At 63.8% G+C, this 22,418-nt stretch carries 15 protein-coding genes and 4 pseudogenes; 16 read left to right on the top strand and 3 right to left on the bottom strand.

The annotated features are described in order from the left end of the window. Nucleotides 1-241: pseudogene (gene sod, locus ESO89_RS15645) on the top strand (superoxide dismutase [Mn]); the annotation flags it as partial. Between the two features lie 133 nt (nt 242-374). Here sod and ESO89_RS15650 read toward each other — a convergent pair. Beyond that, on the bottom strand, nt 375-1,361 hold the full coding sequence (locus ESO89_RS15650) for an ArsR/SmtB family transcription factor (protein ID WP_128906381.1): 987 nt from the start codon (nt 1,359-1,361) through the stop codon (nt 375-377). Between the two features lie 121 nt (nt 1,362-1,482). Here ESO89_RS15650 and ESO89_RS15655 point away from each other — a divergent pair, with 121 nt between their 5' ends. From ESO89_RS15655 to ESO89_RS15675, 6 genes are all read left to right on the top strand, one after another. Continuing rightward, a complete protein-coding gene (locus ESO89_RS15655; protein ID WP_128906382.1) occupies nt 1,483-1,902 on the top strand; it encodes a Rieske (2Fe-2S) protein in 420 nt (139 codons plus the stop codon). 175 nt (nt 1,903-2,077) lie between these two features. Beyond that, entirely contained in the window at nt 2,078-3,433 is a 1,356-nt protein-coding gene (locus ESO89_RS15660) for a heme o synthase (protein ID WP_128906383.1), read from the top strand. Nucleotides 3,434-3,514: 81 nt separating this feature from the next. Then, nucleotides 3,515-3,667: a hypothetical protein gene (locus ESO89_RS18660; protein WP_164932821.1), complete on the top strand. Its 153-nt coding sequence runs from the start codon at nt 3,515-3,517 to the stop codon at nt 3,665-3,667. 7 nt (nt 3,668-3,674) lie between these two features. Further along, nucleotides 3,675-4,217 (top strand): cupredoxin domain-containing protein, encoded by a 543-nt coding sequence (locus ESO89_RS15665; RefSeq protein ID WP_128906384.1) that lies wholly within the window; start codon nt 3,675-3,677, stop codon nt 4,215-4,217. Between the two features lies 1 nt (nt 4,218). Next, nucleotides 4,219-5,943 (top strand): cytochrome c oxidase subunit I, encoded by a 1,725-nt coding sequence (locus ESO89_RS15670; protein ID WP_128906385.1) that lies wholly within the window; start codon nt 4,219-4,221, stop codon nt 5,941-5,943. Between the two features lie 81 nt (nt 5,944-6,024). After that, nucleotides 6,025-6,714, top strand: coding sequence for a hypothetical protein (locus ESO89_RS15675; protein WP_128906386.1), 690 nt, complete (start codon nt 6,025-6,027; stop codon nt 6,712-6,714). A gap of 478 nt (nt 6,715-7,192) precedes the next feature. Here ESO89_RS15675 and ESO89_RS15680 read toward each other — a convergent pair whose 3' ends face one another. Further along, entirely contained in the window at nt 7,193-9,769 is a 2,577-nt protein-coding gene (locus ESO89_RS15680) for a heavy metal translocating P-type ATPase (protein WP_128906399.1), read from the bottom strand. 584 nt (nt 9,770-10,353) lie between these two features. Here ESO89_RS15680 and ESO89_RS15685 point away from each other — a divergent pair. The 9 genes and pseudogenes from ESO89_RS15685 (at nt 10,354) to ESO89_RS15725 (ending at nt 21,404) form a co-directional block, all read left to right on the top strand. Next, nucleotides 10,354-11,013, top strand: a complete 660-nt coding sequence (locus ESO89_RS15685; RefSeq protein ID WP_128906387.1) for a helix-turn-helix domain-containing protein — start codon at nt 10,354-10,356, stop codon at nt 11,011-11,013. 222 nt (nt 11,014-11,235) lie between these two features. Next, nucleotides 11,236-12,324 carry a copper-containing nitrite reductase gene (nirK, locus tag ESO89_RS15690; RefSeq protein WP_128906388.1) on the top strand — a complete coding sequence of 363 codons (1,089 nt, stop codon included), beginning with the start codon at nt 11,236-11,238 and terminating at the stop codon, nt 12,322-12,324. Next, nucleotides 12,321-12,812 (top strand): cytochrome C biogenesis protein, encoded by a 492-nt coding sequence (locus ESO89_RS15695; protein ID WP_128906389.1) that lies wholly within the window; start codon nt 12,321-12,323, stop codon nt 12,810-12,812. Before nirK ends, ESO89_RS15695 begins: the two co-directional genes overlap by 4 nt. 209 nt (nt 12,813-13,021) lie before the next feature. Then, the gene (locus ESO89_RS15700) at nt 13,022-13,432 is read left to right on the top strand and encodes an SRPBCC family protein (RefSeq protein ID WP_128906390.1); all 411 of its coding nucleotides are present in this window, start codon (nt 13,022-13,024) and stop codon (nt 13,430-13,432) included. Between the two features lie 32 nt (nt 13,433-13,464). Further along, nucleotides 13,465-13,647: pseudogene (locus ESO89_RS19085) on the top strand (tyrosine-type recombinase/integrase); the annotation flags it as partial. 42 nt (nt 13,648-13,689) lie between these two features. Then, a complete protein-coding gene (locus tag ESO89_RS15710; RefSeq protein WP_128906391.1) occupies nt 13,690-13,968 on the top strand; it encodes a ribbon-helix-helix domain-containing protein in 279 nt (92 codons plus the stop codon). Continuing rightward, a pseudogene (locus ESO89_RS19435) lies at nt 13,965-14,246 on the top strand (type II toxin-antitoxin system RelE family toxin). The gene ESO89_RS15710 and the pseudogene ESO89_RS19435 overlap by 4 nt, the downstream one beginning before the upstream one ends. Nucleotides 14,247-14,661: 415 nt before the next feature. Beyond that, nucleotides 14,662-19,677 carry a DUF4011 domain-containing protein gene (locus ESO89_RS15720; protein WP_206731783.1) on the top strand — a complete coding sequence of 1,672 codons (5,016 nt, stop codon included), beginning with the start codon at nt 14,662-14,664 and terminating at the stop codon, nt 19,675-19,677. Between the two features lie 337 nt (nt 19,678-20,014). Further along, nucleotides 20,015-21,404 (top strand): annotated as a pseudogene (locus tag ESO89_RS15725) (ATP-binding protein). A gap of 37 nt (nt 21,405-21,441) precedes the next feature. On the opposite strand, the gene ESO89_RS15730 reads toward ESO89_RS15725, so the two are convergent. Continuing rightward, a complete protein-coding gene (locus tag ESO89_RS15730) occupies nt 21,442-22,263 on the bottom strand; it encodes an SWIM zinc finger family protein (protein ID WP_128906392.1) in 822 nt (273 codons plus the stop codon). Between the last annotated feature and the right edge of the window lie 155 nt (nt 22,264-22,418).

Raw genomic sequence — 22,418 nt, forward strand, 5'->3', positions numbered from 1 at the left:
CGGCTGGGCATTGCTCGTGTACGACACGTTCTCGAACCGGCTGCGCAACGTCGTGGTCGACAAACACGACCAGGGCGCGATCTGGGGCGGCCACCCGATCCTCGCACTCGACGTGTGGGAGCACTCCTACTACCACGACTACGGCCCGGCCCGCGGCGAGTTCGTCGACAACTTCTTCGAAGTCGTCGACTGGGACGAACCCTCCGACCGCTACGAGCAGGCCGTCGAACTCTTCGAGTAAGCACACCGATCGATCGGCCGAATCCGGCCGATCCTCCCGAGGTATTCTACTGTTCGTCCGCCGGGCCGTTCGGCCCGCCCGGCGGGCGCTTTCGTTCCGCGAGCGACGGGTACGCCGACCCACTCCCTCCGACTCACTCCGCCAGCGTCGTCTCCACTACGTCCACCAACTCGTCGACGACGACGCGGAGCTCGTCGCCGCCGCAGGACAGCGAGAGCCGGACCCGGAGCGGGTCCTCGGAGACGACCGCCGTCCGCTCGTCGCTCACGCACCAGTCGAACCCCCAGAACGGCTCGGTGTTCAGGTCGACGCCGCGCTCGGAGAAGAACAGCAGCGTCTCGGCGTGGTCCAGTAGGGTGACGCCGACCGTCGACCGCAGCCGGTAGTTACACCGTCCGCAGACGTGTTCGACGGCGACGTCGAGGTCCTCCTCGTCGGGGTCGCGGACGAGCGTCGTCTCGACCGCGCCGGTGCACTCGGGACAGACCCCGTCCGCGGCCAGACAGTAGTGGTGGCGAACGTAGTGGTGGAACGCCTGCATCAGCTCGTCGGTCGTGCGGTCGTCGAGCCCGCCGGAGGGGAACGGGTAGCTCACCTGAATCGTCCCGCAGTCGGCACAGCCCACGGTGAGCGTGTCGTCGACGTACCAGCCGTGGAGGTCGCCGTCGCAGTCGTAACACGACCCCTCGACCGGGAAGAACCCGATCTGCGCGCGCTCGGTGAGCGTCCCGGTGAAGATGGCGCTGACGACCTTGCGGCCGGGGTACCGGAACTCGTAGCCGTCGTCGCTCCGCTTGACGAAGTGGCCGGTGAGCTGCCGGAGGTGGTAGTTGAAGTTGGCGCTGTCGTCGATGTCGACCCGCTCGAAGAGGTCGGTGAAGCTCACGGGCTCTTCGTCGGCGCCGAGTTCGAGGAGGGCGCGGAGGATGTCGACCCGCGTGTCGTTGCCGAGGGTGGCGAACACCTCCGCGGGGAGCACCTGAGACTCCGTCCGGAGGGCGGCCGTCAGGTCGCCGTCGGCGTCGACCCCCGCGTCGGTCTCCGCAGTCGGCTCCGCGTCGGTCTCCGCACCGGCCTCCGTCTCCGCGTCCGCGCCGGCGGTCCGATCGAACTGGCTCACACCGGAACCACGCGGCACGACCGGATAAAACCCATCGAACGGGACGAAGCCGCCGAACCGGCGCAGTCCGACGGCCGACCGGTCGGCAGGCTTTTCGACCGGACTCCCCTACGGCGATCCCATGTCGGACGCAACCGCGATCGCCGACCGCTCCGAGGTCCCGGCGGGCGGCTCGTACCGCTTCACCGCCGAGGACGCCTTCGGGAACGAGACGGAGGTCATCCTCGTCCCGTGCGAGGAGGACCCCGGCGTCAGCGCGTGGGTCAACAACTGCACGCACGAGGATCAGCGCCTCGACACGGGCCGCGGCGCGGCGATCCGCGACGGCGAGATCATCTGTCCGCGACACGGGTCGATGTTCGACGCCTGCTCCGGCGAGTGCGACAACGGAGAGGCGTCGGGGACCGCGCTCCCCGGTGTCGATATCGCGGTCGAAGACGACACCGTCCTCCTCGCCGACGAGCACTACGACTACCTGCACGACGGCGGCGTGGACGACGGCGACGACGGGCCGGGAGCGACCTCGCACCTGTCGTTCTGAGTCAACGGCCGCCGCTGAGTCGACGGCCGCGAGGACGAGGGACCGCGAGGCCGTGGGGACGAGGGACCGCGAGGTCGCGACTCCGCATTCGCGTCACGGTCACGCGTAAGCCGACACGGCGGGCGGCGAACATATTCGGGGGAAAGACCGCGGGAGCGGGACGCGCAGCGGACGTATGGATAGACCACGACTCACGACGCTGCTGATCTGGGCGGTCGTGGGGACGTATCTGCTCATCGCACTCGGGGCAACCGCCGCCACGGATGCCGGCTCCGCGGTCGCTGCGGTCCACCAGGCCACCGCGGTGGCCGTCGGCGCCCTCCTCGCCGTCACGGCGCTTCTCGCCCACCGAACGGCGGCCTCGCGCGCGGTCCGCGTCGGGACGGTCGCGGTCCTAATTGCGTATCTGGTACAGGCGGGCGTCGGGCTCGCGAACCGAACCGGCGTCCCGTCTTTCGACGGTCGGGTCCACCTGCTGGGCGGGATCGGGGTCTTTGCCGTCCTCCTCGCGACGCTCGTGATCAGGGTGGAGACGACCACGAGCGCGTCGGCCGACGACCCGCCGAGTGGTCGGGGTGACCGCGTGACGCCGGGTGCGGCTGACGGGGGCGCTCGCCACGCAATGTCCGGGGACGGACCGCTCCGGTTCCGCGGGCGACTCCGAGCGTACCTCGAGTTGACCAAGCCACGGTTGATGTGGCTGTTGTGCCTGCTCGCGCTTGCGGGGATGGGACTGGCCGCCGCGGCCGGCGCCGAACTCGACGGCGTGACGGTCGTCGCGACCCTCGGCGGCGGCGTCCTCGCGACCGGCGCGTCGGGGGCGTTCAACCATGTGTACGAGCGCGACCGCGACCGGAAGATGCGGCGGACCGCGGACCGGCCGATCGCGACCGATCGGGTCGGCGTCCGGCGTGCGACCGGCTTCGCCGTCGCGCTCGTCGTCGCCTCGATGGCGGTCATGCTCGCGTTCGTCAACGCGCTCGCGGCCGCGCTCACGGCGGCGGCCGTCGTCTACTACGCCTACGTCTACACGGTCCTGCTGAAGCCGACGACCCGGTGGAACACCGTGATCGGCGGGGGCTCCGGCGCCCTGCCGGCCCTGATCGGGTACGCCGCGGTGACCGGGACCGTCGGCCTCCCCGCGGTCCTGCTCGCGGTCGTCGTCTGCTGTTGGACCCCGGCGCACTTCTACAACCTCGCGATCGCCCACCGCGAGGACTACGCGCGGGCCGACTACCCGATGGTGCCGGTCGTCGCGGGCGTCGAGGCCGCGCGCCGGCGGATACTCGCGTGGCTCGGCGTCACCCTGATCGCCGCGGTCCTGCTCGGGACCGTCACCGACCTCGGCGTCCTCTACGCGGTCACCACCACGGCGCTCGGAGCGCTGTTCGTGCGGAGCGTCGTCCGCCAATACGACGCCGGTCGGCGGGGGGCAGAGGAACGGGCGGCGGCCTACCGGAGCTTCCACGTCTCGAACGCCTACCTCGGGGCCGTTCTCGCGGCGATCCTCGTGGAAACGCTCGCGATATGAGCCGGCGCGACGCCGGCGCGCGAACATGTGCGGGCGAACGCTCACCATGCGTATCTGTGTACCAGACCGTGTGAGCGACCGATGAGCAATCGTACGACACCTGACGGAGACATTCCGGCGATGCAGCGCCTCTATAACCGCATCTGGCTGTTGGCCGCGGCGGCGATCGTGTTCTTTCTCGTGGCCTACGTCGGATGGGGGTTGCTCGACCTCCTGTCGTTACCGGTGAGGTGATCACCGCATGAGTAATCCGCTCGATGACCCCGACGACGACTGGTGGAACGCCCCGGTGAATCGCCGCGAGAGCATCTGGCTCGGACTGGCGGGTGCGTGGTCGCTCGGCATCTTCTCGTGGATGGCCGGGTTCACCCAGTTCGGCGACCAGAACCCCATCGGCACGACGTACGAAGTCGATCCCGACCAGTATCAGGAACGCGTCGGGGAGTACAAGGAGGCCGCCGAGGAGACCGACGACGGCCTGATTCCGCCCGGCGACGACGTGTACGTCGGCGCGATGCGGTTCAACTGGGACGGGCTCCCGGTCGTCCTCGAAGCGGGCCGCGAGTACGACCTCCACCTCGGCGCCTACGACGTTCAGCACGGGTTTTCAGTCAGGCCGGAGGAGAACCTGAACAAGCAGATCAACCTCCAGGTGTTCCCGGGCTCCGAGTGGGTGGTCCCGATGACCTTCGACGAGCCGGGCACCTACCACGTCGTCTGCAACGAGTTCTGCGGACAGGGCCACCGAACGATGCACGGTCGCTTCACGGTGGTGGAGGGGTAGCATGTCGGCGATCACCTCCCTGTTCCGGAACGACTACGGCGCGGACGGCTTCCGAACCTGCTCGGTGACCGGACTCGACATCCACCGATCCGTGGAGAACTACGTGAAGCTGTTCGGGCTGACCGCGGTGATCGCGCTCGCGGTCGGCGGGAGCTTCGCGTTCTCCGTCGCGATGACCCGGTGGGAGTTCATCGGGCTGCTCGACCCGAGCAGCTACTACACGCACCTGAGCATGCACGCGTGGAATCTGCTCATCTTCTGGATGGTGTTCATGGAGATCGCCATCCTCTACGTGGGCGGGCCGATGGTGCTCGGCCGGAAGCTCCCGCTTCGCCGGCTCGCGACCGTCGGATACGTCACGATGGTGGCCGGGGCGATCGGCGTGAACGCGTCCATCTGGCTGGCCGAGGCGCCCAACGAGGCGCCGCTGTTGACGGCGTACGTCCCGCTGCCCGTCACGCCGTGGTTCTACGGCACGGCGATCCTCTTCCTGCTCGGGACCACGATCGCGGCGCTGCCGTTCTTCGCGACGATCTGGACGGAGACCCGCGACAGCAGCCGGACGCTCCCGCTCGTCGCCTTCGGCGCGTTCATCACCGGGATCATCGCCGTGGAGGCGATCCTCGGCGGAATCGCGGCGTTCGCGTACGCGCTGGCGTGGCGCGTCGACCTCATCGCCTCGGTCGACCCGGGGATCTACCGACAGCTCTACTGGATCGTCGGCCACGGCACCCAGCAGATCAACCTACTCGCGATGATCACGGTGTGGTACTTCCTGACGCACGTCGTGGGCGGCGCGGTCGTGATCTCCGAGAAGGTCTCCCGGACCGCCTTCATCCTCTACCTCTTCTTTATCAACCTCGGGGCGGCCCACCACCTGCTCGTCGATCCCGGCATGTCCGCCGGGTGGCGCATCTGGAACACCTCCTACGCCTTCTACGGCGCGGCCTTCGCGAGCATGATCCACGCGTTCGCGATCCCGGCCGGGATCGAGGCCGGGCGCCGTCGGCGGGGGCAGGGCGGCGGGCTCTTCGGCTGGCTCACCTCCGCGCCGTGGCGGAACCCCGTCTTCGCCTCGACGATCTTCAGCATCATCCTCTTCGGCTTCCTCGGCGGGATCACCGGCGTCGTGATGGGCCAGATCCAAGTGAACATGACCTGGCACAACACCCTCGCAACGGTGGGACACTTCCACGCCACCGTCGCGCTCGGGACGACGCTCTCGTTCTTCGGGCTCGTCCTCTTCGTCATCAAGACGATGTTCCGGCGGGACTTCGTCTCGGACGCGCTGGCGACCGCGATCCCGTACGCCTACGGGGCCGCGATGAGCGTCGCCACGCTAATGTTAATGTACGCGGGCATCCTCTACGGCGTGCCGCGCCGGACCGCCGAGGTCGTCAGGAACATCCCCGGCTCGGAGTTCAGCTTCTCGGCCGCGGTTCCGATATTCATGATCTTCGGGATCTTCGCCCTGTTGGCGATCCTCTCCGGCGTCCTGTTCGTCGGCGTCTCGGTGGGATCGCTGCTGTTCGGCGGCCGGCTCTCCGACGGCGACGACGGCGGCATGCTGCCCGAGGGCGGGCTCCACGCCGACGGCGGCGAGCCGATCCACGCGGTCGAACTCCGCGGCACCTTCGCGCTCTGTCTGATCTTCCTCGGCGTCTTCGCCGCCGTCTACGTGCTGAACTGGTACCTGTTGACTCAGCTCTGGGCGATCGGCGCGTAGGCGCCGGCCGCCCGCATCGCTACCTGAAATCCCCGAATCCCGACCGAATCACCGCCCGAACGACTGCGAAACACCCCACGAATGACCGACACTTCCCGGACCTACCCTTGGACGCGACTCGGCGGCATCGTACGCCAAACGTGGCGCGACTTCCTGAGCGTCTACTACGCCAACACGCCCGTCTGGCGCTGGCTGAAGAGCGGCGCGCTCGTCTTCCTCGGGTTCTTCCTGTGGATGGGCGGGAACGTGCTAACGGCCTACTGGACCGACGCGATCGCGCTCCGGTACGCGATCGCCTACGGTTTCGTCCTGCTCGCGTGGGGGCCGCTCACCCACCTGCTCGTCGTGCCGGCCGTGATCCGGTTGCGGCGCACCGCCCGGAACCCCACCGTGCGCCGGATCGCCCGACACGGGTCGAAGATCAACTTCACGACGTTCCTCGTGATCGTCGCGGTCGTGGGGACGCTCGCGCCGGGCGCGATGCTGCTCGACTTCTCGTCCGGCTTCGGCACCGACGGCGGCGACGTGACCGCGGACCTCGTCTGTGAGACGGGCGGCGACCCGGTCACCTGCGAGCTCGAAACCGCCGAGGGGGTCGACCACGTCGTGCTCCTCGCCGGGGGCGAAGAGATCGACCGCAGCGACGAGCCGCCGTACGCGGTGTCGGCGCCCCGCGAGTCGCTCTCCGACGGACCGTCCGGGAAACAGTTCGTGATCGAACTCCGCGATTCGAACGGCAAAACGCTCCGGCGGTTCATCCGGACGGTCTGAGAGAGGCGTCGGAGGGGTTCGTCGCTCTGATGAAGTCGGAGCGAACGATCGGTTTCGGCCGCACGGCTCTCACGGGATGACCTCCCGCTCCGACTCGCTGCTCATGTCCCCTCCACCGCTTCTGTGAGGAACTGCGACGATTGATGACGGGAGTGAGTATTGCAGATCGGCGACCGCGACTTAGTATTTAGACGACCGTGAGCGACGGAGAGAATCGTTTATAAAAACGAGTGCGGTGGCGCGCGCCTCTAAGCGCCCACCGGGCGCGAAGAGCGCCGCGCGAGGCTGGGGAGGTGTGAGGCGCCGTGCTGGCGGTGCGGGGAGGGACCCAAAGGGGCAGCCGTGAGGACGCATATAAGCAGCCGACAGCGACACCACTCGTTCACTTATAAACAACCATTCTGACAACCCGATACACCCACTCGCGTCATCGTTCACGAGGCGCTGTTTGGCGATCCGCCGTTTCGCGGGGCCACCCTCACAACACCGACCGCGTCGAGTTCGTCACGACGATGCCGCTGCTGGCGGCCATCGCCAGCGCGGCGAAGAAGGGGTTGAGCGCCCCCGCGACCGCGAGCGGAATGGCCACCGCGTTGTAACACAGCGCCCACGCCACGTTCTCGCGGATGCGCCGCCGCGTCCCCCTCGCGAGGTCGAACACGGTCTCGACCGCTCGGAGGTCCTCGTCGGCGATCACGACGTCCGCGGCCTCGACGGCGCGCGCCGTCCCGTCGCCCATCGCGATCCCGAGGTCGGCCGCCGCGAGGGCCGGGGCGTCGTTCGTCCCGTCGCCGACCATCACGGTGGTGCCGGCGGCGGTGAACCCGCGGACCGCTTCGAGCTTCCCGTCCGGCGGCACCCCGGCGAAGACCTCGTCCACCGCGGGATGGTTCCGGAACCGGTCGGCCCGAGGCCCCTCGTCGCCGGTCAGGACCGCGACCTCGCGGTCGGCGAACGCGTCGAGCGCGGCGTCCCAGCCCTCCCGCTCGCGGTCCTCGACCGCGATCACTCCGCGGGCCGTACCGTTCCATCCCACCACGACCGGAAGCGCGCCTCGCTCCGTGACGGCGTCGACGTGCTTCCGCAGGTGCTCGGGAATCGGCCCGCACTCGCGCTCGACGAGGTCGGCGGTCCCGACGACGACGCGCGCGTCGGTCGTTCGGGAGCCGGATTCGGTGCGGCCATCGGCGACGAGCCGCCCCGAGATCCCCGCGCCGGGGTGGCGGGTGAACGACTCTACCGGCGTCTCTCCGGGGAGGCCGTCGGTCGCCGGTTGGTCGTCGGTCGCCGACCGGCCGTCCGCGGCCGCCTCCCGGATCGCGTCCGCGACGGGGTGGTCGGCGCGGCGTTCGATCGCGGCGGCGCGCCGGAGCGTCCGGTCGTCGCCGTACGCCGCGCCGACGCGCATCTCCCCCGCGGTGAGGGTCCCGGTCTTGTCGAACACGACCGTTTCCGCCTCTCGGGCGACCTCGAACACCGAGGCGTCGGTGACGACCACGCCGCGGTCGAGCGCGTCGCGGAGCCCGCCGGAGACGGCGAGCGGGGTCGCGAGCCCCATCGCGCACGGACAGGAGACGACGAGGACGGTCAGTCCGGCGAGCATCGCGGCGGCGACGGTTCCCCCGGTCGCGAGCTGCCAGCCGGCGACGAGCAGCCCGAGCGTCAACACGACCGGCACGAATATCGTCGCGAGCGCGTCGACGAACCGCTGGATGCCCGGCGTGGCGGTCTGGACCTCCCAGAGGGCGGCGGCGAGGCGGTCCGCGGTGCTCTCCGCGTCCTCGCCGACCCGCATCACGATCGCACCGGCCTCTCCTCCCTCGACCGCTCCTTCGTCGGCCTCTCCTCCCTCGACCTCACCCCCGTCGGTTTCACGGAGGTCCCCGAGGAGGGTCGCGCCGCCGATCACGGTCTCGCCGGGTCCCTTTCGCACCGGGAGCGACTCCCCGGTGATCACGGACTCGTCGACGTCGGCGGTCCCCTCCATCACGGTGCCGTCGATCGGCACGCGTTCGCCCGGCGTGACCCGGACCCGGTCGCCCGGTTCGAGGTCCGCGATCGGGACGGTCTCCGACCCCGTGTCGGTCATCCGCGTCGCCGACTCGACGCGGGCGGCCGTGACGGTTTCGAGGAGGTCGTTCGCCTGCGATCTGACTCGCCCCTCGTAGTACCGACCGAGCGAGACGACCATCACGACGGCGACCGTGACGTCGTAGTACAGGTGCGTGCCGCCGGTCGCGAGCGCGAGGGTGCTGTAGGCGTACGCGGACACCGCGGCGACCGCGACGAGGAGGTCCATGTTCGGCCGACGCGCCCGAACGCTCACGTACGCGCCGCGAAGGAGCGGTGCGCCCGTGTACGCCAGCAGGACGGTCGTCAGGAGCGCGATGAACGCCAGCGGCAGGTACCGCCCCGCTGCGGTGGTCGTGTCGATCGCGAGGACGTTCGTCTCGATGCCGAGGTAGCTGGGGTACAGCGACAGGACGTACCACGGCATGATCAGCATCGCGAGGAAGCCGCCGACGACGAGCCGCTCGACCGTCCGGTCGTCGGGACGCGTCGGCCCGCGATCGTCGTCGAGGGTCGCGCCGTCGCCGCCGACCGCCGGGTCGCCCCCTGTCGCCGATCCGTCCCGGAACCGGAGCGTGTAGCCGTACCCGGAGAGCGTCGTCGGAAGCTCCCCCCGTTCGATCGCCTCCGGATCGTAGACGACCCGGGCGGTCTCGGTGCCGTAGTTCGCCTCCACCGAGCGGACTCCCCGACAGTCGTCGCCGCGCAGCCCGAGGAACGTCTCGCAGGTCGTGCAGTGCATCCCGTCGACCGCCAGATAGGCCTCGGCCGCGTCCGACGGGAGCGTCGTCTCGACCGCCGCTCGGTCGCCCCCGGTCGTCGCGTTCCCGAACCGTCTCGGCCCCGACTCCGTCCCGCGGTCGTCCACGTCGTCGAGCCGACGGGCTACCGCTACGCAGCCGCGACAGCAGAACTCGCCGTCGACATCGGCTTCCCTAACGGGAGGGTCCGGGGTCGGGAGGCCACAGAGCCGGCAGTCGCCCATCACTCGCGATCGGTCGGCCACCCGGGAGTCGCTATCCGCGAACGTGTTCGGGTACTCGTCGGACGAAAAGCGCGGACCCGGCGGCGGATCGATCTCAGCGAATGCAAGGTGGAGCCTCCGGCCTCACGGAGCGAGTGTAGTCGTTCGAGAGATCGGAGGTCGTTCGTGATGTAGCCGAGACGCGTCGCGTTCTGGCTGCTAGCCGGACGTAGTCCGGCAATGACGAAAATCTCCGGGTTTCGAACCACGAGCGATCAGGTCGGAAGGCAAACCGACGCGGCACGACACGAACCACGCTCGATGGCTAGCCGGCTTCTCCACTACACCCCGTAGAAAAGCCTGCTAGCGCAACAAACCACTACCGAATAATTCGGTCGATCGTGTCGATCGGTAAGAACGACCGATGCTTCCTTTTCGTCCGGGTCGTAGGTGGAACCGTCCGACGATGACCGAACCGGCCTCTGCTCTCGACGGAGCCGCACGCGGACGCTTCCGGCCGGAGCACCTCAGCGACGGACCGGCCTGACCCACCGACGAGCCGAGCCGATCCACCGACGAACACGACTACCTCATCGAGAATACCCATGACACAAGCACGCCTCGCCGTCGAGCTGCCGGATGGTCCGTGGGCGGCCGACGTCTCGCGCGAGTTCCCGAAGGCGACGTTTCGGGTGATCGCCGCGCTCCCGGGCGACGGTCCGGGGTTCGCGCTCGTGTGGATAACCGCCCCGGACGTCGGGGTCGTCCTCGACGCGATGGAGTCGCACCCGTCCGTTACCGAGACGTCGGTGATGGACCGGGGCGACCGCGAGGCGACGGTGCAGTTCGAGACCTCGGCGCCGCTGCTGCTCATCGCGGCCAAGCGGTCGGGAGTCCCCATCGAGATGCCCGTCGAGATCAGCGACGGCGACGCGATCATCGACATCTCCGGGGCCCACGACCGGATCGCGGAGCTGGGCCGGCAGTTCGACGAGCTCGGCTTGGAGTTCCGCGTCAAGTACGTCCGAGAGCGGCTGCAGGCGAGCCAGCTGCTGACCGAGACCGAACAGGATCTGCTCCTCCGCGCGGTCGAAGAGGGATACTACGACACGCCGCGGACCTCCTCGCTCACCGAACTGGCCGACCGCGTCGGGCTCGCGAAGTCCACCTGCAGCGAGGCCCTCCACCGCGCCGAGGAGGTCGCCGTCAAGCGGTTCGTCGAGGACCTCCCCCCGCAGGTCGACGCCGACGGGGCGACCCAGTGAGGGTCGCCCTCCGTCTCGGCCGTATCGCCGCGATCTGTTCCGACTTCGCGGTCGACTTCCCGCGACCGTACACCGATCGAACATATTCGGGAGCTTGTTCCTGAACTCAAACGGTGTTTAAGTAGAAAACATCGAAGATGTTCAGATATTCACTCACAAGATGGGAATATTTGTGCGGTTATACGAGATACCACCGACAATCACCAACCGGAGAGAGAGCCAATGTCGCTACTTCCCCACACCGAACGGCGCTCGTTCTTGAAAGTGGCAGGTCTCGGCGCGGTGGCCGCGCTCGCCGGCTGTGCCGAGGACAGTGCGAACGCCGCGGCATCGACCACCTCGGCCCAGGCGTCGGATTCGTCCGGCGCCGCGTCGGTCGACGTGGACCGGATCGCTGCCGATCCGACGGACCTGCCTGACCCCGTCGACTGGAGCAGCCCGCGCACGCACGACGTGACCCTCGAGACGAAGGAGCTGACCGCCGAGATCGAGCCCGGCGTCACCCTCGACTACATGACCTTCGACGGTCGGGTTCCGGGGCCGATGGTCCGCGTCCGCCGAGGCGACACGGTGAACCTCACGCTGCGGAACCCCGAGAGCAGCGACATGCCGCACAACATCGACTTCCACGCCGTCTACGGGGCCGGCGGCGGGGCCGACGCGACGACGATCGCTCCGGGCGAGGAGGCCACCATCGAGTTCAAGGCCACCTACCCCGGGTCCTACATCTACCACTGCGCGGTCCCGAATATGGACCAACACATCAGCGCGGGCATGTTCGGCGCCATCCTCGTCGAGCCGAAGGAGGGGCTCCCGGAGGTCGACCGCGAGCTCTACCTCGGCCAGCACGAGATCTACACGGACAAGGAGACCGGCGAAGAGGGTCACCACGAGTTCAGCCTCGAGGCCGCCAAGTCCGAGGACCCGACCTACGTGACCTACAACGGCGAGGCGTACGCGTTCACCGAGTCGGGGTACGGCCGGATCTCGGTCGAGCAGGACGAGCGAATCCGGGTCTTCATGTCCAACGGCGGCCCGAACCTCAGCAGCTCGTGGCACGCCATCGGCAACGTCTGGGACAAACTCTACCGGGACGGCGACCTCGTCTCGGACCCCGCCCGGTTCGTGGAGACGACGCCGGTCGCGCCCGGCACCGTCACGACCGCCGAGATCAAGACGCCAGTCCCCGGTCCGATCAAGCTGGTCGACCACTCGCTGACCCGGGTCGTCCGCAAGGGCGTTCTCGGCGTCCTCGACGTACAGGGCGAACAGGACCCGGAGATCTACGACCCCAACCCCAACGGCGAGTGACCGGCGCGCTCCTCGCGTTCAGCGTCCTCTCCGGGGTCGCGCTCGTCGCCGGCGAGGCGGTCGAGCGGCTGCTCCCCGTCGTCGAGCCGCTCGTCGGCGTCGCGCTCGTCGCCCTCGGCGGCGTCGTCCTCTCCGGCCGGAGCCTCGGCGCGCACGTCTCGCTCCCGGAGCGCCGGACGAGCGTCCTCGGGTTCGCCCTCTTCGGCGGCCTCTACGCGCTGGTCGCGACCGCCTGCGTCCTCCCGCTGTTCCTCGCGGTCGCGGTCCAGTCGATGACGCTCGGCACGGTCGGCGCCGCCGCCGTCCTCGCGAGCTACGCGGGGAGCTTCGCCGGCCTGATGCTAGCGGTGACGGTCGCGACCGCGGTCGGCCACCGCGTCGGCACGGGCGCGGTCGCCGGGCGCGTCGACCGGTTCACCACGGCCGCGGGCGTTCTGCTCGTCGTCGCCGGCGTCGGGCAGGCCGCCTACGCGCTCGGTCTGGTCTGACCCGCATCCGGACGGCTCGTTCGCCATCGGTCACCTCGACGAGCCGGAGTAGCCGTCGCCCGGATGGGGTCCGTCCATGACCCGGTTGGACCTCCACCCGAACGTGTTCGGCATACATTGGAAGCGGACGGAGCAACCTTCACGATACGTCAGATGGTCGTCGCACCGCCACCGGGACGTTCGTTGTTTTCCAGCACGAAGAGGGGGCTATGAACTCGGTCACGCTCTCGCGAACGATCGACGCACCGCCGGCGACCGTCCGCGAATCGATGAATCAGATCGACCGGTTCATGCGGGCGTCGGGGTTCGACGACGTGACCGTCGACGACGAGACGATCCGCGTCGCGAACGAGGTCGGGATCGCGACCGTCGATCTCACGCTGGAACTCGTCGACCGTCCCGAGGCCGACCTCGCCTACGAACAGCGCGACGGGATCTTCGAGGAGATGCGGACGGCGTACGCCGTCACGCCCGCCCCCGACGGGAGCGAGGTGGAAGCGACGACGGAGTTCGCGCTCGACGTCGCGATCGTCGGGGACGTGCTCGACGCGACGGTGATCGAACGCCAACGGCGAAAGGAACTTGCTGCCCAGTTTGACTGGCTCGAAGAGGTCGTTTGAGCCGTACGCGAACCCCACCGAGACACCGGTGAACGGGGGTCAGTCCGCACGCACTCCGGCGTGGTGGGATCACTCACCACCTGAACAGCGATGTTCCGAAAGATGTCGTCAGCGATCGTGTGAACGTGACACCGGGCGTTCTCGACGAACACTACGACCGGCGGAGTCAGCGTGAGAAGACGGAGCAGCGACGAGGGTATCTCGACAATATTTGATTTGCCGTAACGGTTATTGCTACACGATTTCAACACAGTAGTATGTCCGAAGCCAGTTCGCCGCCCGAAAAAACGACAGTCAACATTCGAATGACGGAGACGTTTCTCGCCGACGTCGACGCAACGTGGGAAGACCTCGGGTACAACAGCCGTAGCGAGTTCGTCCGCGATGTACTTCGTGACGCGGTGAAACATCCCGAATTCAACCGTGCGGATCTCAAGGCGATCGCTGCGAGCGAGGTCGACATTCAGGAAGGTCGAACACACTCCAGCGAGGAGATCAAAGCGGAGTATGGACGTGAAGATGCGAGTGATCGATGAGCGAGGAGTGGGACTGGAAGCTCACTGACCGATCGAAGCGACAATTCGACGCACTTGACGAGCACGCTCGCGATCGGGTCATCTCTAAGCTCGATGAAGTCGTCACCGATCAATGGCGGGAGCCGACGGATCATCTTGAACCGCTCGCAGGGGCTCCACATCAGAAGCTTCGGGTTGGATAGTTCCGCCTCGGATGCCGTGCCGATCGTGAACAACGAATACTCTATGTGGTCGCGATCAGAAAACGGGATGGAATCGCGTACAGAGACGACGATTGAATTCCATGTGCCATCTGTACTGAGAAAAGTATCAGATCTAACGAATTCCGGGTATAATCTATCAATAATACCTCCGCAGCCATCGGGTTCAACGAGGCTCTTGCTCGGGTTTCGGTTGTTCCATCGACTGCTAAAGTTGCTTGGCGCAAAACCGAGTTAAACGTCTGAAACCTATTTTGATATTCAGCGAACTACGCCTTGCTTCGTTCAAGCGAACATCTGCTGTTCACTACGGGTGTCTTCCTGAACAACATTCTATTGCTTGAGATCTAAGTGGTTGTCTGGGGATACGAACGCAGTGACTCAACTATAGTGTTCTTCGAAGAACGGAGAGTAGGATCTTCCTAATACCACTACACTAGCTAGAAAGATATATCCATACTGGCCTATCTATACATCCCATCCGACTTCTATCATGAGTGAGCAGACGTTTGTATGCGACGAGTGCCAGCGGACACTGCCGCGGTGGATGAAGCACGAGGGCCGTACCTGTACGCAGTGCGCTGATAATGCGGATGCTAACTGGGACGAGACAGCCACATCTGGGGATGCCAATGACACGGCAGACACGGGTAATTCGGAAGGCGAGGGCACTGTCGGCTCACTCCTTGATACCTCTTCGGAGCAGGAAGCTAACGATACCCCGTCTGACTCGGAGACGGCCACAGGAAGCCACATCGTGGCGCCGATGTGGGACACTACCCTCGATACTGAGGCAATCGAGCGTGCGACCGATCAGACGGTAACCACAACAGATGAAACTGGGACAGCGTCCAATCCTCTCGATAAGAAAATCAACAGTTGGAAGGAACAACTCCTAGATTTGACGCGGCGGAGCAACCTCGTCAATTTCTCGGCAACGAAAACGAAGTCACTTCCTTTCCATCGTGCTGACCCACTCACGGTTGCGAGCACGACCTTCGACCGTGACCCCCTCTACATTCGCCGTTCAGCACAAGACGAGGAGGGTGGTTCACCCGCAGACCCGGACACGCTGGGGGCGGACGAGGTGGCATCTATTCGGGCAAACGGCGCGACAGAGAATTCACTCAACAACATTCGCCTGCGAGAGAAACGCTTCCTCCGTGAACGGGGCGTTGACTCGCTTTTCATCGCGTTCGGGACACTCCGATGGTACGACGTCGATCATAGTGACTCAGAGCTCCGTACGCCGCTCTTTCTCGTCCAAGTCACGCTCGAAGAAGAGACGAACCGAAACGCCGACCGTCACGACTACGAGATCACAAGCGAAGATGCCGATGTACAAATCAATCCCGCGCTCCGGAAGCTACTGAGCGCGGAACGCGGTATTCACCTTGCACCGGATGAGGCCTTCTCGCTTGACGAACTGGAAACGGCGTTCGCATACATTGATGATGTTATCAGCGGCTTTGAACGCTGGCGTATCGCGCCCGAAGTAATACTGGGTATCTTCGACTTCTCGAAGTTCGGCCTCTACGCCGACCTCGAAGAAAATCGGGAGGCCATCAAAGACGATCCATTAGTCAAAGCGATTAACGGCAATCCCGACGCGTTGCCCGAGCCTGCTGCCACACCGAGTGCGGAGGAGCTCGACGAACAGGTGTCACCTGCCGATACGTATCAGGTTCTAGACGCCGATTCGAGCCAGCAAGAGGCTATCGAAGCAGCCAAGCGCGGCGTGAGTTTCGTCCTTCAGGGCCCACCCGGGACTGGCAAAAGTCAGACAATTTCGAACATCATCGCGGAGAAGATGGCTGCCGACGAGACCGTCCTGTTCGTCAGCGAGAAACAGGCTGCACTCGACGTTGTCAAAGACCGCTTAGACGATAATGATCTCGGGCGTTTCTGTTTGGAGGCCCACGGCGAGAAAGCGAGCAAGAAACAGGTGCTCGAAGATCTCGGTCGCGAGCTCAACGCCGATCCACTCCAACACCCTCGTGAACGGGATAGTGTGGTCAACAAACTGGAAACAACGAGACGAACGCTCAATCAGTATAAGGACAAGCTGTTCTACCAACCTGAGGGCCAAGACATAACACCGTATGAAGCGTTTGGGATCGTCTCCAAACGCGATGACTGCCCGCGCATCGATGGCTCGTTTGAACAGCCAACTGCGTACAGTCAATCGGACATCCGGGCAATTGAAGGGCAGCTCGCATCGCTTGCATCCTACGAAGACGAGTTCAACCGTGACGGGAACCATCCCTGGCAACACGTCGCTATCTCACGCTGGCAGATTGATACCGCCGAGTCAGTCGAGACAACGCTCTCGGAAGCTATTACGACGCTTGAGGACCTGAAACGCACACGGGAGGCCGCTGAATCGTTCCTCGACACGTCGCTGTCTTCAATAGCGGACCTGCGTGCGGCTGACGATCTCGTTACGTTACTGGGAGACATGCCGGACGTGGCCCTGGTGCCAGAACATCTTGAACGAGACTTCTACGCGCGTAACGATCGTCTTCAGTCCCTCGCGACGAAGAGCCGTGAACTCACCGAGAAGCGAAGTGATCTCACTGAACACTACGAGGAATCGATCTTTAGTACGGATGCCATTGAACTCCACGGCGAGTTGAGTGGTTACGGTATACTCCGATATGTGAGTCCCTCGTATCGTCGGCTCAAAAAACGCATTCTCTCACACGCAGCTGATGGCTACCAGCCTGGTATCGAGGGACTTCGATCGGACACGAAGGCGTTGATGCGCGTCGATACCCTCGAAGACGAACTTGAGGAGTACGATGCATTGATGACCCAACTTGGTCATCTCTACGATGGGCCGACAACGGATTGGGAGACAGTACTAGACACCCAAACGTGGGTGGCTGCCGTCGCAGCCAACGATCTCGTAGACGCAGACGTCCTAGACGAGCTAGTCCTCGAATGTGATGCCGACGAGACAGCTGCGCTTGCGACGCGCCTCGATGGGACCCTTGCTGACTGGGAGACAGCAAGAAACGACCTCGCGGACGTCTTCGATCTCGACGCGGTTTCGATTAACGAATCCGATATCGAAACGGCAGCCATGGATGCGGTCGAATCCTGGCTTACAGCTCGATACGATACTATCGGAGAACTGCAGTCGTGGATTCAGTATCAAGACACACGCGACGGCGTTCTGGAGAGTCCGGCGGGTGAATTCCTAGAGCGATACCTTGCGGAAGGTCACGCGGTCGATACGCTCATCGATACCTTCAAGCGAAACTTCTACACGGAGTGGCTCAACGAGGTGTATTCTGAGACCGGCTTCGACTCGTTCAGTGCTACGGAGTACAACGATTTACTCGAGGAGTTCCGGCATCTCGACCAACAGCAACGCGAGTACGCAAAAGCCGAGATTCAACATCGCGTCACGAATCGACGCCCACAAACGGAACTCAAGCATGCGAGTAGCTCCGAACAGGTAACGCTGCGTCGCGAAGTTCAGAAGAGTCGCAAGCACATGCCGCTACGCGAACTCTTCGATGAGGTGTCGACGCTCATCACGACACTCAAGCCCTGTTTCATGATGAGCCCCCTCTCGGTTGCTCAGTACGTGCGACATGGCTCGATTGAGTTCGATACGGTCATCTTCGACGAGGCGTCACAAATCATGCCTCAGGACGCCATTAGCAGTATTATCCGCGGTGACCAGGTTATCATCGCGGGCGACAGCAAACAGCTCCCCCCGACATCATTCTTCCAAGCGGATGTCGAAACCGCTGATGGTGTGCGCGAGGACCTCGAGAGCATTTTGGATGAGGCCTCAACGGTTCTTCCCGAGAAGCGGTTGCTCTGGCACTACCGCAGCCGAACGAACGAGCTTATCGAATTCTCCAACGCGAAATACTACAACGGCGCACTTCGGACGTTCCCGGATAACAACGCCGACGACGCGATGGGTGTTGACTTCGTCTACGTTGAGGATGGCCTCTACGATCGAGGTGGGTCGAGCACGAACCAACCGGAGGCGGACCGCGTCCTCGAACTGGTGCGCGAGCATCTTCAGGAACGGCCCAATAAGAGCCTTGGTGTCGTTGCGTTCAGTTCTGCACAAGCACAGGCCATTCGAGATACTATCGAGGAGGCGCGTGGCCAAGACCCCGAGTTGGATGCATTCGTCTCGGAGGATGACGCCCTCGAGGGCTTCTTCGTGAAACCACTGGAGAACGTTCAGGGGGACGAGCGGGACGCGCTCATCTTCAGCGTTGGCTACGGACCGGATGAGGCCGGCAAGATTTCGATGAACTTCGGCCCGCTCAATCAGACGGGCGGCGCACGACGACTGAACGTAGCCGTGACGCGTGCCAAAGAGCATATCCAAGTGGTCTCCTCGCTTCAGCCGGGCGATATCGACCTCCAGCGCACCGATAAAGGTGGTGTCGAGGACTTCAAACACTATCTCGAGTACGCAAAGCACGGCGAAAACGCATTGACTCGCTCGGACTCGGAGACACAGTTCCTTCAGTTCGACTCCGAGTTCGAAGAGGCCGTCTACACAGCACTGGAGAATTGCGGCTTAGATGTCTCGACACAGGTCCAAAGCTCCGGCTACAGCATTGACCTCGCAATCAGACATCCGGACAAACCGGGCAAGTACGTCCTTGGCATCGAATGTGATGGCGCGGCCTACCATTCCTCGAAAACTGCCCGTGACAGAGACCGGACACGCCAGGCCGTCCTAGAGGATCTCGGATGGACGATTCATCGCATCTGGTCGCCTGATTGGGCCTCAAACAAGAGCCGCGAAATCGAAGCCATCGAATCGAAGGTCGAGAAACTCATTACGGATAGTCCCGTCGCTGATGGTGGCGTCTCGACGGAGATAACGGAGATCGCTGTCGATGCCATCCCGAAGGACGAACGAAGTGGCATCCAGGAATATACCACTGACTGGCAGGAACCACAGGTTTCGACACGTCATGACAAGTCCTTCGACGATGTGTCGTCGCGCCGTGTTGCGTCGACACTTGTGAACGTCGTCGACGAATTTGGGCCCGAGAAACGAGAAACCATATTCCGAGCCGTCATTAGTCGGTGGAATATCACCCGTCTCGGGAAGAATATCCATCAGTCACTCAACAAGACAGCGCGCAAGCAAAATCGACGGGATGCGGTGTGTCTTCACGACGGCTTTATCTGGCCCGGTGAACGCCCCAACACGATCACACTCCGAACTAACACTGAGACTGCGAGTCGGTCTGCTGATGAGATTCCCCTCGAAGAGCTCGCACGGGCAGGCCATCTGATACTCGAAGCAGGTAGCCGGATGACACGCGAGGATCTCGTACTCGAGATCGCACGTCTCTACGGCTATCAGCGTACTGGCTCCAAGATTAGGGCACACATCAACGATGCCGTCGACATTCTGGTCTCCGAGGATTGTGCGAAACTCAGTGCGTCCGGCGAGACAATCGAATTTATCGATGTTGACGCGGACCGTATTCTACTTAACCGAATTTACGGCTAAGTTTGTACCAGCATTGTTTCGCTAACCCAAAGTCTCATTTATAACCAAGGGACTCTGTTGAACTCCTACAAATTCGCCACCATCTATGAAATGAGAGATTATCCAGAATCAACTATTCGTTGTCATATTTTCTCAAATGAGGCAAACAACTTATAAAACCGTTTCATGATTTGAGACAAAAGGTAGTATTCCCAACAGACTTGCTACTGTATATGTCCGGTCTCGGATCATTCTAATTTTGCTTTGTAGAATCCTCAGTTGATGATATCTCTAGATATGATATTCCAGAATATGATTATTCAGAATATTTTCATCTCACACCCACTAATTCAGCGCCATGACAGACTTCGTGAACCGCTCGGAGGAGTTAGATAGGCTTCACAGCCTTTTTGACTCGGAGAACGCGGATCTCGCTGTCGTGTACGGGCGGCGACGGCTGGGAAAGACGAGACTCGTCAAGAAGGCGCTTGAGAGACGAGAGAACGCGGTCTTCTATCAGGCACGACAGAAGACGCGGGAACTCCAACTGGAACAGTTCGTCGAGGCAGCGGCTGACACGTTTCCTGGTATCGAAGACATTCGTCCCGATTGGGAGCGACTGTTCCAGTATCTGGCCGACCGGAATGCGATCGTCGTCCTCGACGAGTTTCCGTACCTGATCGAGCAGGACAAGAGTCTTCCGTCGGTGTTACAGGCGTTGTTCGATCACAAGTTCGACGAGTCGGAGACGACGTTCGTTCTGGTCGGATCGTCGATTAGCATGATGGAGGAAGCGACGCTGTTGGGAGATAGTCCGCTGTACGGGCGGACATCCCTCACACTCGACATCCGTGAACTCTCGTTCGACGCCGCGACGGAGTTTCTACCGAACGATGCGACGGCGGACGAGGCCGTGCGTGCGTGGAGCGTGTTCGGTGCTGTTCCGTACTACCTCGAGGTACTCGACCCCGACCGATCACTCGGCGAGAACGTCCAGCAGACGGTGCTGACTCGCCACGGATCGCTCCGCAGCGAACCGGAGCACGTCCTCCGCATGGAACTGACGGAGCCGACGCGCTACTTCTCGATCCTCGAAGCGATCGCCGGCGGGGCGACCGGCCGCAACGAGATCGCTGGCGTGACAGGCATCGACTACAACCAGCTATCGACGTACCTAGACCGTCTCTCTCGGCTTCGGCTCATCGAACGGCACGTGCCGGTGACTGAGAAACCCGAACGATCCAAGCGAAGCCAGTACCGGCCGCGTGACCCCTTGTTCCGGTTCTGGTTTCGTTTCCTGTACGGGAGTGCGGATCGCTACGACCAGTTCGGCGAGGAGGCCTACGAACGGCTCATCGAACCGGAGCTGGCCGACTTCGTCGCTCCCGCTTTCGAGCAGCTGTGTTGTGAGGCCCTGTGGACGTTGTACGACGAGACACCGATCGTCGATGTCGGAGGGTGGTGGTATCAGGACCACGAGATCGACGTCGTCGGACTCACCGACGAAGAAACGCTCGTCGTCGGCGAGTGCAAGTATCAGGAGTCGCCGCTCGACTACAGCGCACTAGGCTCACTGGAGATGCACGTCGAGGAACTCCGGGCAGCCGTCGGGCGGCGGCACGCGAACCGTCGAATACGCGCTGTTCTCCCGGAGCGGATTTACGGATAGCATCCGCGACGCCGCCGCCGAGCGCGACGATGTACGTCTCTACACGATCGACGATGTCGTCGCCGCGCTCGGAGAGTGAGCAACTGAAGCGCGGCGAAAAGCGGGATAGCGGAGAATTAATGATCTCGCCGCTCAGTGAGCGTTTCCTCCAACTCCGTCGCTGCGCGCTCGAAGTGCTCGCTGAGCAACGGCGTTCCGGATGTCGCCCGGTCCTTGAGAAACGCAACGGCGTCGGTGGTCTTCCCAGCGTCGACATCTCCGGCCGTCACGCAGTCGACGTACCCGTCAAGTGCTCGCGTGAACCGCTGCGAGAAATGGTCGTACGCCCCGTCGACGCGCTCCATATTCTCGTCGAGCGATTCGACGAGGGCACGATACACTGCCGCCGCTGACGCGTACCGCCCCTGATCGCGATACTCGCCCGCGAGGTCGAACCACTCCGAGAAGTCGATCGGCTCGAAGACAACGAAGTAGTCGGGATTCCTCTCTTCGAACTGCCGGTCGATCGCAGCGCGCAGATCGTCGACCGACCGTGTCGGCGATTCACCGAAACGGGCGAAGAAGCGTTCGCGAATGGCAGCGTTGGTCGCCAGCGTCTCCCGGAGGAACCCCCGCAGGTCGTCGGCGTCGGCAGTTTCGAGTGAGGCGTCAAGCCGGCGGCCCTCGTCCGGAGGACAGTCGTCGGCACACCGAAGTAACACGGCGACAATGTGCTTGCACGCCTCCGGTCCGTCGTACGGACAGTTACACCACGGGTCGAACCCGTCGGCTGCGAGGTCGACACGCACGTCGTACTGACGGCTGCCACTCACGACGGCGGCCACGGTAGTGTCAATGCGATGGGTATCAAGGATGCGGTCCTCAGCAAGGTACCTCTCGCCGCGTTCGAAAACCGCGTCAGTACAGATCTCCCGAACTGCTCTCTCCGTCACGTCCATGGGTGTGAGCAGTGTTCCGTCGCGGTCCGGAAAAGTCGACACATGAATTTCGCTTTCGTTCAAAATTGTAACGCTCTCCCTCTGAAGGAAGTCACTACCCCGCCGCAGTCATGCGATTAGAACGATACGGGCGACGGGCGCTGCTTCGACTGTCG

The sequence above is a fragment of the Halorubrum amylolyticum genome, assembly GCF_004114995.1.
In the GTDB taxonomy this organism is placed as follows: Archaea; Halobacteriota; Halobacteria; order Halobacteriales; family Haloferacaceae; genus Halorubrum; species Halorubrum amylolyticum.